A 12,431-nucleotide genomic window follows, 5' to 3' on the forward strand; every position below is an offset into this window, starting at 1 on the left:
AATTACCTTAAATTGTAATAAAAGGAGAGGTATGATGAATCAAAAAGATATAGAAAAAAAAGAGCAAGTGGCTCATATTATTAACATTCCAGATGATTATAGGCTCGTTGTAGATGATCAAGAAGGTGTGGATGACCCATATCATCTATTATGGTGGGAACATAAAGCGGATGAGGAGAGAACAATACAGATTACGTTGAATAGACATAATGGTAGTTTAATTGAATTTAGGATAGAGGATGAAAATGCTATTTCGAGCGGTAAGGAAGCGATAGAGGAGAATAAAGCAAGAGAGATTGCAAATACATTCTTAAAACAATATACAAAAGAAGGATATGAATTTTATACATATGTAACTGTTGAGGATGATTGGCGCGGTTGGAAAAAAGTAAATTATATGCAAGAAGTGAATGGCTATCCATTGCCAAATACAGGATGTGTTGTGAGAGTTCATCCTTTAGGGAATGTTGTGAATTTCCATTATAATGGACGAAAAGCTATAGAGAAAAAACCGTTATGGCCAAGTGACATTGTTGAGGAGACCGTCGTTTTAGAAAATTTGAAAACTAGACAAAATATGAGACTGGTATTTGTAGATTTAACACATTCTTCATGTGAGTATGAAAATGGAGAAGAAGTAAAAGGGTACCATCTTGTATATGAACCAGAACCTAGTCATGCGTTTATTGATGCGAGTACAGGTAAAGATTTATATGGATCAGAACACTATAAATTACCGCCAACAGTAGCCGTTGAAAAAACAAAAAAAAGTATCCGGCAAGAAGACATATTCGATTTGTTTGACTGGGATAAAGAAAGTTTTACAAAAGTAGCTGAGGCGGAAAATGAAGATGAAATAAGGCTGAAATTTACTTCGAAAGAGGAAGTACAAAACCAGAAAGCAGAAAAGAATCCATATTTAATGAATGAATTCTTTAAAAAGCATTTACCAATGTTAAAATATAATAATTTAGTTAGTATTACGATTGATAAATCAACCAATGAATTAATTAGCTTTATAAAACTGACAGACGATAAAGAAGCGAAGCAAATACTGTCTAGAGAGGAATGTTTACAAAAAGCACTTCGATTTTTAGAACATGTTATTCCAGATGTTACACAATATCTTCGTCTTTGGGAGGAACGTGAAGAAGCAGAAGATGGGATTGAAAGATTTATCTTTTCCATATATGTGAATGGTATTCCGGTAGAGTATAACCAGTTTATGATTAACATCAATGCGGAAAATGGTGCGGTAATACACTACTCTGGAGAGTCTAGCAATCTTATAAAAGAATTGCTCACATATGAAACAGCACCGAGAGTAACAAAAGAAAAAGCGTTAGAAATATATAATAATGCTATTCGAGTTAAATTAAAATGGCATATAGATGTTGATGCAGAGGAGAAGAAATACCAATTAGTATATAAACAAACTACTAATGAAATCCATAAAGAATCTTTTGATTTTAGCCAAGAAATTCGTTATATTGATGCCCAAACTGGGGAGAAGATTTGGAGTAAGTAAAATAAAAAGAGTTATTTTTCAAAGAATATAAAAATAACTCTTTTTATTTCTATAATCTGCCTGTTCGTTTTTCAAGAGTAAATGTGATAGGAAGATTGGAAGGAGAACTATCACTTTTAAATGTTACTTTCCATTCTTTAGAATGGGCTTTAATTTCGAAATTAAGAAGATTCATCGCTCTACGTTTATCTATTTCTAAAAACATATTATGAATTTCTGGTTCTTGCTGTAAATTAAGAGCCTTTAGTGTGACTGTTAATGTGAAAAAATTCTGCCCTTCATATACTATCTTTGATATTTTTGTTTTTTGTGTATTTAAGAGTACATAAAAACGGTCTGATGGAGTTAATTGTACAGAGTCATCAGTAATTTCATTCTCGCTATTATAAAGTTCAACTAAGAAAGATGTACTATGGGAAGAATCTTTTTTGCTTGTAATATGTAATTCGGTAGGAATCATGGGTATTTCATGAAACTCATTTCTTATTATGTTATTGTAGTCCTCTGAAAATTTACGAACTTCTTTTGGAAAAGAGTCTTCTTCTTGTGTACTTAAAAAAGTTTTATGTTGCTTTGGAAGTTTTTTGTTAAACTTTAATGTTTCTTTAAAGTAATAATTGGATCCAGTTAAAAATAAAAAACTACAAATTAATAAAAAAATTCGATAGGGATTTTGAAAATGAAAGAATAATAGTATACATGTAATAATTCCAATTACATAGAAAATAAAGATAAGTAATTCTAGTTTTGAGTGAAAGGAGAAACCATAGTTATGAAAAAATTTCATTCCAAATATAATTTGAGCTCCAAAAAATAAAGAAATTCCAAATTGAAAAAATAATAAATCTGGCCCCCTCTTAATAAAAAAAGTAATGAACGAAATGAAAAGTAAAAATACCCCTAAATAAATTGTTACATTTAATAATCGATCTAATGTAAGCATGAATAGTGTCCCCTTTAATAGCATATTCATATATAAATAACAATTTTATACAATTATAATATATTAATAAATGAATTTAAATGTTTGAAGTGTCGAGTTTTATAAATAAACTGTACAGACACAAACAACTTCACGCCCACATACACATAGTAAAGACCACTATTTTGGCGGAGGTGAAAGGTTTGAGTCTATTCGCCGCAATTGGATATATGGTTCGAGAAGTGTTTGTCTTTGTTTCTTATGTGAAGAATAATGCGTTTCCGCAGCCATTATCATCAGACGATGAGAGAAAGTACTTAGAGTTAATGGAGCAAGGTGATGCTCAAGCGAGAAATCTGTTAATTGAACATAATTTACGGCTTGTAGCTCATATCGTTAAAAAATTTGAAAACACAGGGGAAGATGCAGAAGATTTAATTTCAATTGGTACAATTGGGCTCATTAAAGCGATCGAGAGCTATTCGGCAGGAAAAGGAACAAAACTTGCGACGTATGCAGCCCGCTGTATTGAAAATGAAATTTTGATGCATTTACGTGTACTGAAAAAAACGAAAAAGGACGTTTCACTTCATGATCCAATCGGGCAAGATAAAGAGGGGAATGAAATATCGCTTATTGATATATTAAAATCAGAGTCTGAAGATGTAATTGATATGATCCAGCTTAGTATGGAGTTAGAAAAGATTAAAGAGTATATCGATATTTTAGATGAACGAGAGAAAGAAGTGATTGTGAAGCGTTTTGGACTGGGGCTTGATAAGGAGAAAACGCAACGAGAGATTGCAAAGGCACTCGGTATTTCCAGAAGCTACGTATCACGAATTGAAAAGCGAGCTTTAATGAAAATGTTCCATGAATTTGTAAGAGCAGAGAAAGAGAAAAAAGCCAAGGACTAATGTACATTGCAAGCAGCCGTATTTTAAAATGGGCTGCTTTTCTTTTTTGAAATAAGGAAAGAAAAAGAGTTGTGTTCAGAAGAAATCCATGTTCACTGTTGAAAATGACGGATTCTATCTGTAATATTAGAGGGTGCTAAACAATTTAAGAATAATACCATACTTAGTTTTCCGCATGTATAATGAAACAGCTCTATATGATATGTGGGAATAAGAACCAATTTTACATATGATATAGAAGGAAAAGAAGGGGAAGCTAAAGTTATAGACTGATTAGGAGGTTTCGCAATTTGCGACGTACATTATATCGACTTATGATCGAACTTACAAATGGTCGTTTTACTTCTTATATATTACGTAAATTTGCACAATCTCGTTTGAGCTCTATTATTATTCCATCGTATGCGAAAGTTTTTCAAATTAATCAAGATGAGATGGAAAAGGGTTTGAAGGAATATAGAACATTGCATGAATTATTTACGCGTAAGCTAAAAGAAGGAAAGCGTAGTATTGATACAGATCCATCGAGTATCGTTAGTCCTGTTGATGGTGTTTTTGCTGATCACGGTCCTATTGAGGACACAAAAACATTTGATATTAAAGGCAAGCGTTATTCGATTGTGGATATGCTAGGTAATGAAGAACGTGCAAAGCGATATGCAGGTGGTACATACATGGTTATTTATTTAAGTCCAAGTCATTATCATCGTATTCATAGTCCGCTTTCTGGTTCTGTGACTGAAAGATTTGTACTCGGTAGAAAATCATATCCGGTAAATGCAGCTGGTATGGAATACGGTAAAGAACCATTGTCAAAAAATTATCGCTCTGTTACAGAAGTAAATAGTGACGGTGAACATATGGCGCTTGTAAAAGTAGGAGCTATGTTTGTTAATAGTATTGAGCTGCTGCATGAAAGAGAAACTGTTCAAAAAGGTGAAGAAATGGCATACTTTACATTCGGTTCAACAGTTGTGTTATTGTTTGAAAAAGATATGATAGAAGTAGTGCAGAATTTGAAGAGTGGACAAGAGCTTCGTCTTGGTGAAAAAATTGCTACTCGATTGGCGCATAAATAAAGAAAAAAGATTTTATAACTGTAAGCAATATGGACAAAGATGCTTAATGATGAAGTTCCCTAGATAGGAGTTCTTGTTTATTCTAGAGCCATCGCAGGATGGCTCTTTTTACAAGTTAGCTAACTAAAATTTCACCTTATATGTAATCAAGACGATTTGACAAGCTTGTCCTCTAATGAGCGTCTAATAATTTCTTGTTTTATAAGTAAAATGAAGTCGGGATTTAATTTTAGTTCTTTTGCTTTATAATAAGACTCAGTGAGTAACTCAGTAGATAACTGTTCCATATGTTTTGTTTTCAAGGTGAGTCACCTCCTAATAATATAAGGATTGATTCGTTGTTGCATTTAATGTACCAAAAAAATATGACAGTCACAAACGAGTGGTTATCCACATACCTAGGTGGATAAAATGTGTATAGATTGTTAGTAAATTCCAAATTAACTGAAAGATTAATGTGGAAAATGTGTACAATTTTATCCACAGGTCATATATCGAAATATGTTGTCGAAAAATTTTTATGAAAACTCCTCAAAGAGGTGAAAGAAATTGAAACTATTTTTACCAAATGAATATGTGAAAAATGTATATCATGTTCAACCAGAAGATTTGAAAAAACGTGGAATTAAAGGTGTTATTACTGATTTAGATAACACGTTAATTGAATGGGATCGTCCAAATGCAACGCCACAACTTGAAGAATGGTTTTTGAAAATGAAAGAGCAAGGCATTCAAGTAACGGTCGTTTCAAATAATAATGAGCAACGAGTGAAAGACTTTGCTGATCCATTAGGCATTCCATTTATTCATAGTGCGCGTAAGCCATTTGTTCGTGCGTTTAAGCGTGCGATACAAGAGATGCAGTTGCAGCCAGATGAAGTTGTAGTAATTGGGGATCAGTTACTAACGGATGTGCTAGGTGGAAACCGAGTTGGACTTCATACAATTTTAGTTGTACCAGTAGCACAAACGGACGGATTAGTAACGCGCTTTAATCGAAAAATTGAACGAAGAATTATGAGAAACATGAAGAAAAAAGGTTTAATTAACTGGGAGGAATAAAGTTTGACTGAAACAATTAAATGTATTGGTTGCGGTGTAGAAATTCAAACAGAAGATAAAAATGAAGTGGGATATGCTCCGGCCTCATCTTTAGAAAAAGAACAAGTAATTTGTCAACGCTGTTTTCGATTGAAACATTATAACGAAATTCAAGATGTATCATTAACAGATGATGATTTCCTACGTATTCTAAACGGTATTGGAAAATCGGATGCGTTAGTAGTTAAGATTGTAGATATTTTTGACTTTAATGGTAGCTGGTTACCTGGCTTACATCGTTTCGTGGGAAATAATAAAGTATTACTTGTTGGGAATAAAGCTGATTTAATTCCTAAGTCAGTAAAACATGATAAAGTAAAGCATTGGATGCGCTATAGTGCAAAGCAGCTAGGATTAAAGCCAGAAGATGTCTTTTTAATTAGTGCAGCGAAAGGGCAAGGGATTGCTGAGCTGGCAGATGCGATTGAGTATTACCGCGGCGGAAAAGATGTTTACGTTGTTGGATGTACGAATGTAGGAAAATCAACATTTATTAATCGTATGATTAAAGAATTTAGTGATGAGACTGAAAATGTAATTACAACATCTCATTTCCCAGGAACAACACTTGATTTAATTGATATTCCGTTAGACGAAGAATCGTCTTTATATGATACGCCGGGGATTATTAACCACCATCAAATGGCTCATTATGTTGGGAAAGAAAGCTTAAAGCTTATTACACCAACAAAAGAAATTAAGCCGATGGTGTTCCAATTAAATGAAGAACAAACATTATTCTTCAGTGGATTGGCACGTTTTGATTATGTAAGTGGTGGTCGTCGTGCATTTACTTGTCACTTCTCGAATCGTTTAACAATCCATCGTACAAAGCTTGAAAAAGCAGATGAATTGTATAAAAATCATGCTGGAGATTTACTAAGCCCGCCAACACCAGAAGAATTAGAAAATATGCCAGAGCTAGTGAAATACGAGTTTAATATTCGTGAACCAAAAACGGATGTTGTATTCTCTGGATTAGGATGGGTTACTGTGAACGAACCGGGAGCAAAAATTGTTGCACACGTACCAAAAGGAGTAAGTGTTTCATTGCGTAAATCTTTAATTTAATATGGAGAGGGATTTATGAAACAATTATATGGTGTAATTGGAAATCCAATTGGACATTCATTATCACCCGTTATGCATAATGATGCATTTGAACACTTGAATATGGATGCCCATTATCATGCCTTTCTTGTTAAAGAGGAAGAGCTAGGGGAAGCAGTAAGAGGTTTAAAAGCATTAGGTATTTCAGGATTTAATGTAACAACTCCGCACAAAGTTGCGATTATGGATTATTTGGATGAGATTGACCCGCTAGCAAAACAAATTGGTGCAGTAAATACAGTGGTTCATAAGGATGGAGAGTTGATTGGTTACAATACAGACGGAATTGGTTTTGTCCGAGCACTGCAGTCCATTAGTAGCGAACCACTTCAAGAGAAACGTATTTTATTGCTTGGCGCAGGTGGTGCTAGTCGAGCGATTTATTTTTCTCTTGCTGATGTAGGTGTGAAAGAGATTGATGTAGCTAATCGTACAGTAGATAAGGCGAAAGAACTTATTGCTGCATGTACGGCTACTGTAAATTCTGTTGCTTTATCATTAGAAAAAGCAACAGAAGAACAAGGAAATTATGATATTATCATTCAGACGACAACAATAGGTATGCATCCACGCGTCGAACATACGCCATTACAAATTTCTTCGTTAAAAAAGGGAACAATTGTATCAGATATAATTTATAATCCATTTGAAACGAAAATTTTATTTGAGGCAAAAGAGCAAGGTGCAAGGATTCAAAATGGTATTGATATGTTTGTTTATCAAGGGGCACTTGCATTTGAAATGTGGACAGGGCGTGTACCGAATATCGATAGAATGAAACAATTAGTTATAAGAAAGCTTGGAGGCTAACATATATGTTAACAGGAAAACAAAAAAGATTTTTACGTGCACAAGCACATCATTTAACACCAATTTTTCAAGTAGGAAAAGGCGGCGTAAATGAAAACATGATTAAACAAATCGCAGATACTTTAGAAGCTCGTGAGTTATTTAAAGTAAGTGTGCTACAAAACTGTGAATTCGATCGTCGTGAAGTTGCAGAAGAACTTGCAAAAGGCGCACGTGCTGAAATCGTTCAAGTAATTGGAAGTACAATCGTTTTATACAAAGAATCTAGAGAAAATAAGCAAATTAAGCTTCCTCGATAAAAAGACTAGCATGCGCTATTGTTATCGCTAGTGCGTAATGATGTAGAGAGCGAAACCAATTGAACTTTTATTAACAGTGAACTCTCTTCGGATAGAAATGAAGAGAGTTGCTGTACGTAAAAGGAAGGGGCGTTTCTTTTGAGAAAAATTGGCATCATTGGCGGTACATTCGATCCGCCACATTATGGGCATTTGCTAATTGCAAATGAAGTATATCACGCTTTGAATTTGGAAGAAGTATGGTTCTTACCGAACCAAATTCCACCGCATAAACAAGGGCGGAATATTACAAGTGTAGAAAGTCGCTTGCAAATGTTAGAGCTTGCGACTGAGGCAGAGGAACATTTTTCTATTTGTTTAGAAGAGCTAAGCAGGAAGGGTCCATCTTATACGTACGACACTATGTTACAATTGACGAAGAAGTATCCGGATGTGCAGTTTCACTTTATTATTGGTGGAGATATGGTGGAGTATTTACCGAAGTGGTATAACATTGAAGCGTTACTTGATCTTGTAACGTTTGTTGGGGTTGCAAGACCTGGTTATACATTGCATACACCTTATCCTATCACCACTGTGGAAATTCCGGAGTTTGCAGTTTCTTCATCTTTATTGCGTGAGAGATATAAAGAGAAGAAAACATGTAAATATTTACTTCCTGAAAAAGTACAGGTATATATCGAGAGGAATGGGTTGTATGAATCGTGAGAAAGCACTTCATATTGTCAAACAACAAATGCATGAAAAACGTTATATACATACAATTGGTGTAATGGAGACAGCAATTGAACTTGCTAAGTTATACGGTGTGGATGAAAAAAAGGCTGAAGTTGCAGCTATATTTCATGATTATGCGAAGTGTAGAGCGATTTCGGAGATGGAAGAGATTATTAAAAGTGAAGATTTGCCGAAAGATTTACTTTGCTATAACAAAGAGTTATGGCATGCACCTGTTGGGGCATACTTAGTAGAAAAAGAAGTAGGTATTACAGATCCTGAAATCCTGCAAGCTATTACATATCATACAAGTGGTCATGAGAAAATGACGATGTTAGATAAAGTAATTTATGTAGCTGATTACATTGAGCCTGGGCGAAAGTTTCCAGGGGTAGAGGAATCTCGTAAATTCGCATATACGGATATAAATCAAGCTTTATTATTTGCGTTAAAGAGAACAATTCAATTTTTAATGGAAAAAGATCAAACGATTTATCCATTAACATTCCAAACATATAATGCAGTTATCAAGGAGGAAATTAGTAAATGAAAGATAAAGATTTATTAGTATTAGCAGCAAAAGCAGCTGATGATAAGAGAGCAGAAGATATGGTTGTCCTAAATATGCAAGGTATTTCACCAATTGCAGATTATTTCATTATTTGCCACGGTAACTCAGATAAGCAAGTGCAAGCAATTGCGCGTGAAATTAAATCGAAAGCACACGAGTTCCAAATCGACGTACAACGTATGGAAGGTTTTGACGAAGCACGCTGGGTATTAGTTGACCTTGGAGATGTAGTTGCTCATGTATTCCATAAAGATGAGCGTAATCACTATAATTTAGAGCGTCTATGGGGCGATGTGCCACGTGAAGATATTACAGAAGAGCTAGGCCAATGAACTACGAACAATTTGCATTGTTGTACGACGAACTAATGAATGATGTCCCTTATGATAAATGGGTGGAATTCACAGAGGAAAGCTTACAGCAAGCGGATATGAAAGAGGCGAAGATTCTTGATGTAGCATGCGGTACTGGTAATGTAACGCTTCCGCTTGTACAAAAGGGTTACGATTTAATCGGTGTCGATCTTTCAGAAGAAATGTTAGCAGTTGCTCAGCAAAAACTAGGCGGGGAAGGACATTTTATTCCTTTTTACCAACAAGACATGCGAGAGCTTGATGTTCCAGGTGAGTTCGACTGTGTAACAATCTTTTGTGATTCATTAAATTATGTATTGCAAGAAGATGGAGTACAAGAAACATTTCGAAGAGTGTTTCACCATTTACGTCATGATGGTTTGTTTTTATTTGATGTACATTCTTTATATAAAATACATCATGTATTTCAAAATGAAACATACACAGTGAATGGGGAAGAAATATCTCTTATTTGGAATTGCTTCCCTGGTGAAGAATCAAATAGTGTAGAACATGATTTAACATTCTTTGTTCAAGATCCAGAAGAAGATGTGTACCATCGTTTTGACGAATGTCACGTGCAACGTGCATATCCAGTTGAAGAGTTAACGAAATGGCTTGAAGAGGCTGGTTTTACAGTGCTTCGCGTGACTGGTGACTTTGAGCGACTTGAAGTTACAGAACAAACAGAGCGTATTTTCTTCATGGCGAAGAAAAACGGGTAAAACAAAAGCAACCGAGAAGGTTGCTTTTGTTTTGTAAAGAAACTGTAATTTTAGTTCTAGCATAATAAGAAGCTGATATACGTGAAGTGTGAAAATGCTAGTTTAAGTGAAAATATAATGTGAAAAAAGTAAGTATTTATAAAAAGGATTTGGAGTGACGATGACGTATTTATTATGTGTGTTTATTGAATTGCTGATCAACGCATTTTAAATCTTCATCAAATTTCTCATGCGTCCGCTCGATTAATTTATGAAACATATCTCCAACATGTTCTTCTAAAACCCGAATACCTTCTCCTGTAACGCCGCCTTTAACACATACTTTTTCTTGTAAAGTAGGCAATGTGAAAATTCCTTTTTCAAGTAGTTTCCCCATTCCAACGACCATTTCACTTACTAAAGTAGTGGCTTCTTCATGTGTAATATTTGTTTTATCTACGGCAGCGTTAATGAAACATTGTAATAAGTAACTAAAGAATGCAGGGCCGCAGCTTGCTATATCAGATGAAACGCGCGTTATATCCTCTTCTATTACAAGGGGAGTAGAAATGTTTTTGAATAGGTGAAATAGTTTTTGTTGCCACTCTTCAGAGCAGTTATTTCCAAATGTAAATAGTGATGCGCCGGACAGGGCACGGTTTGTAATGCTCGGAATAATACGGGCAACATGGCAAGGTACAAGTTTCTCTAATTGTGATGGAGATATTGGACTTGTGATAGAAACTAAGCACTTTTCATCAGAAAAATGTTCAGCGTATTTTTGTAGGATCGGGTATATATCTATCGGCTTTACACAAATAAAAATAAGATGTGATCGTTCGATTACCGCATCAATAGTTTTGGCTATATGAACAGAAGGGTATTTTTCCTTTATATGATATGCTTTGGCGGGCGTTCGATTAATGATTGTAAGGCACGAAGGTTTGACAGCACGGGTTTCTAAAAATGCGTCGATTAGTATATTCCCCATGTTCCCTGTCCCTATAATTCCTATGTTCAATGTTTCATCCCTCCTTCGAACAGCTTTCTCCTAAACAATATGAATGATGTTATAAATTTATGATTAGAGGTGAAAAATGATGTGGGATTTTCCAAAGAAATGGTTGGGGTTAGTAGCTATTATTGGAACTGTACTTTTGCTTCTTTTTTGGAAAACGAACCAGCATACAGAGCGACCAGTCATTGCAACGGATGTTCAAGAGAAAGAGATAGAGAAAAAAAGCAAACCAAAAATATCGGATACAAAAGAGCAGAAAAAAAGAATTGTAATTGATATGAAAGGGGCTGTTGTTAAAGAGGGGGTGTATGAAATGAAAGAAGGGGACCGGGTCAAGGACGCCATTGAAAAGGCAGGTGGTTTTTTGCCCGAGGCAGATAAGAAGAAGGTGAATTTAGCACAAATGGTACAAGATCAAATGATCCTTTATGTACCGAATAAAACCGAACAAGTACAAGAAGTAGCTGCTGTTTCAAAGGGAGAGGGGAAAGTTCAAATAAATGCCGCTTCTAAAGAGCAACTTGAAAAAATTACAGGCATTGGTTCTCGGAAAGCAGAAAGTATTTTGAAATATCGAGAGGAACATGGTCCGTTTCAGAAAATAGAAGATTTGTTAGAGGTTGATGGGATTGGTGTGAAGTCTTTGGAAAAAATAAAAGATCAAATTATTATTCCGTAAAAGATTGACGAAGTTTTTCTTCATTCGCTACACTACAAATAGACAAAAAAGTAGGTGAAAAATATGGAACGAATTTCATGGGATCAATATTTTATGACGCAAAGCCATTTGCTATCTTTACGTAGTACATGTACAAGGCTTGCAGTAGGAGCAACGATTGTTCGTGATAAACGAATTATTGCTGGTGGATATAATGGTTCAATTAAAGGTGGCGTACATTGTATAGATGATGGATGCTACGTTATTGATAATCATTGTGTTCGTACAATTCACGCAGAAATGAATGCTTTATTACAATGTGCAAAGTTTGGCGTGAAAACGGAGGAAGCGGAAATTTATGTTACGCATTTCCCTTGTTTACAATGTTGTAAGGCGATTATTCAAAGTGGTATTACGGCAGTTTATTATGCGCAGGATTATAAAAATCATCCATATGCCGTAGAGTTATTTGAAAAAGCGAATGTAAAGGTGAAACACGTTCCGCTAGAATATGATATTGCAGCATTAGAGGATCAAAAGCGTCATATGGAGTTAAAAGAACTATTTGCATCTTTAGAAAAAGAGAACTTATCAATGGAAGAATTACAGCATGTATTCACGAAAGCAAAAATGATGCTATAAGG

Annotated in this window: 16 protein-coding genes; 13 read left to right on the plus strand and 3 right to left on the minus strand. The window is 34.9% G+C overall.

Annotated elements, in window-relative coordinates; all coding sequences use genetic code 11:
* Positions 1-31: 31 nt before the first annotated feature.
* Complete coding sequence (locus tag CO726_RS00235; RefSeq protein WP_136699285.1) at positions 32-1,528, plus strand: YcdB/YcdC domain-containing protein; 1,497 nt, start codon at positions 32-34, stop codon at positions 1,526-1,528.
* A gap of 49 nt (positions 1,529-1,577) precedes the next feature.
* Here the strand turns inward: CO726_RS00235 and CO726_RS00240 are convergent, their stop codons facing one another.
* A complete protein-coding gene (locus CO726_RS00240) occupies positions 1,578-2,471 on the minus strand; it encodes a hypothetical protein (protein WP_136699286.1) in 894 nt (297 codons plus the stop codon).
* A 182-nt stretch (positions 2,472-2,653) separates the two neighbouring features.
* Here CO726_RS00240 and sigK point away from each other — a divergent pair, with 182 nt between their 5' ends.
* The gene (gene sigK / locus CO726_RS00245; RefSeq protein ID WP_098760916.1) at positions 2,654-3,367 is read left to right on the plus strand and encodes an RNA polymerase sporulation sigma factor SigK; all 714 of its coding nucleotides are present in this window, start codon (positions 2,654-2,656) and stop codon (positions 3,365-3,367) included.
* 290 nt (positions 3,368-3,657) lie between these two features.
* Positions 3,658-4,446 carry a phosphatidylserine decarboxylase gene (locus tag CO726_RS00250; protein WP_099682967.1) on the plus strand — a complete coding sequence of 263 codons (789 nt, stop codon included), beginning with the start codon at positions 3,658-3,660 and terminating at the stop codon, positions 4,444-4,446.
* A 146-nt stretch (positions 4,447-4,592) separates the two neighbouring features.
* Here CO726_RS00250 and sda read toward each other — a convergent pair whose 3' ends face one another.
* Positions 4,593-4,748, minus strand: a complete 156-nt coding sequence (sda, locus tag CO726_RS00255) for a sporulation histidine kinase inhibitor Sda (protein WP_000850094.1) — start codon at positions 4,746-4,748, stop codon at positions 4,593-4,595.
* 247 nt (positions 4,749-4,995) lie between these two features.
* Between sda and CO726_RS00260 the strand changes: the two genes are divergently transcribed.
* From CO726_RS00260 to CO726_RS00295, 8 genes are all read left to right on the plus strand, one after another.
* The gene (locus CO726_RS00260) at positions 4,996-5,508 is read left to right on the plus strand and encodes a YqeG family HAD IIIA-type phosphatase (RefSeq protein ID WP_000765309.1); all 513 of its coding nucleotides are present in this window, start codon (positions 4,996-4,998) and stop codon (positions 5,506-5,508) included.
* A 3-nt stretch (positions 5,509-5,511) separates the two neighbouring features.
* A complete protein-coding gene (gene yqeH / locus CO726_RS00265; RefSeq protein ID WP_000140794.1) occupies positions 5,512-6,618 on the plus strand; it encodes a ribosome biogenesis GTPase YqeH in 1,107 nt (368 codons plus the stop codon).
* 15 nt (positions 6,619-6,633) lie between these two features.
* On the plus strand, positions 6,634-7,467 hold the full coding sequence (gene aroE / locus CO726_RS00270) for a shikimate dehydrogenase (protein WP_099682968.1): 834 nt from the start codon (positions 6,634-6,636) through the stop codon (positions 7,465-7,467).
* 5 nt (positions 7,468-7,472) lie between these two features.
* Complete coding sequence (yhbY, locus tag CO726_RS00275) at positions 7,473-7,766, plus strand: ribosome assembly RNA-binding protein YhbY (protein ID WP_000955224.1); 294 nt, start codon at positions 7,473-7,475, stop codon at positions 7,764-7,766.
* Positions 7,767-7,904: 138 nt separating this feature from the next.
* Positions 7,905-8,474, plus strand: a complete 570-nt coding sequence (nadD, locus tag CO726_RS00280; RefSeq protein ID WP_001226054.1) for a nicotinate-nucleotide adenylyltransferase — start codon at positions 7,905-7,907, stop codon at positions 8,472-8,474.
* Positions 8,464-9,033: a bis(5'-nucleosyl)-tetraphosphatase (symmetrical) YqeK gene (yqeK, locus tag CO726_RS00285; RefSeq protein ID WP_099682969.1), complete on the plus strand. Its 570-nt coding sequence runs from the start codon at positions 8,464-8,466 to the stop codon at positions 9,031-9,033. The genes nadD and yqeK overlap by 11 nt, the downstream gene beginning before the upstream one ends.
* The gene (gene rsfS, locus CO726_RS00290; protein WP_098760911.1) at positions 9,030-9,386 is read left to right on the plus strand and encodes a ribosome silencing factor; all 357 of its coding nucleotides are present in this window, start codon (positions 9,030-9,032) and stop codon (positions 9,384-9,386) included. Before yqeK ends, rsfS begins: the two co-directional genes overlap by 4 nt.
* Entirely contained in the window at positions 9,383-10,132 is a 750-nt protein-coding gene (locus CO726_RS00295) for a class I SAM-dependent DNA methyltransferase (protein ID WP_099682970.1), read from the plus strand. Before rsfS ends, CO726_RS00295 begins: the two co-directional genes overlap by 4 nt.
* A 172-nt stretch (positions 10,133-10,304) precedes the next feature.
* Here the strand turns inward: CO726_RS00295 and comER are convergent, their stop codons facing one another.
* Positions 10,305-11,132 carry a late competence protein ComER gene (gene comER, locus CO726_RS00300; protein WP_099682971.1) on the minus strand — a complete coding sequence of 276 codons (828 nt, stop codon included), beginning with the start codon at positions 11,130-11,132 and terminating at the stop codon, positions 10,305-10,307.
* 76 nt (positions 11,133-11,208) lie between these two features.
* On the opposite strand from comER, the gene CO726_RS00305 reads away from it, so the two are divergent.
* A complete protein-coding gene (locus tag CO726_RS00305; protein ID WP_099682972.1) occupies positions 11,209-11,808 on the plus strand; it encodes a helix-hairpin-helix domain-containing protein in 600 nt (199 codons plus the stop codon).
* Between the two features lie 63 nt (positions 11,809-11,871).
* On the plus strand, positions 11,872-12,429 hold the full coding sequence (locus tag CO726_RS00310; RefSeq protein WP_000439781.1) for a ComE operon protein 2: 558 nt from the start codon (positions 11,872-11,874) through the stop codon (positions 12,427-12,429).
* The last annotated feature ends 2 nt before the right edge of the window (positions 12,430-12,431 follow it).

The organism is Bacillus fungorum (genome assembly GCF_002746455.1).
Lineage (GTDB): Bacteria > Bacillota > Bacilli > Bacillales > Bacillaceae_G > Bacillus_A > Bacillus_A fungorum.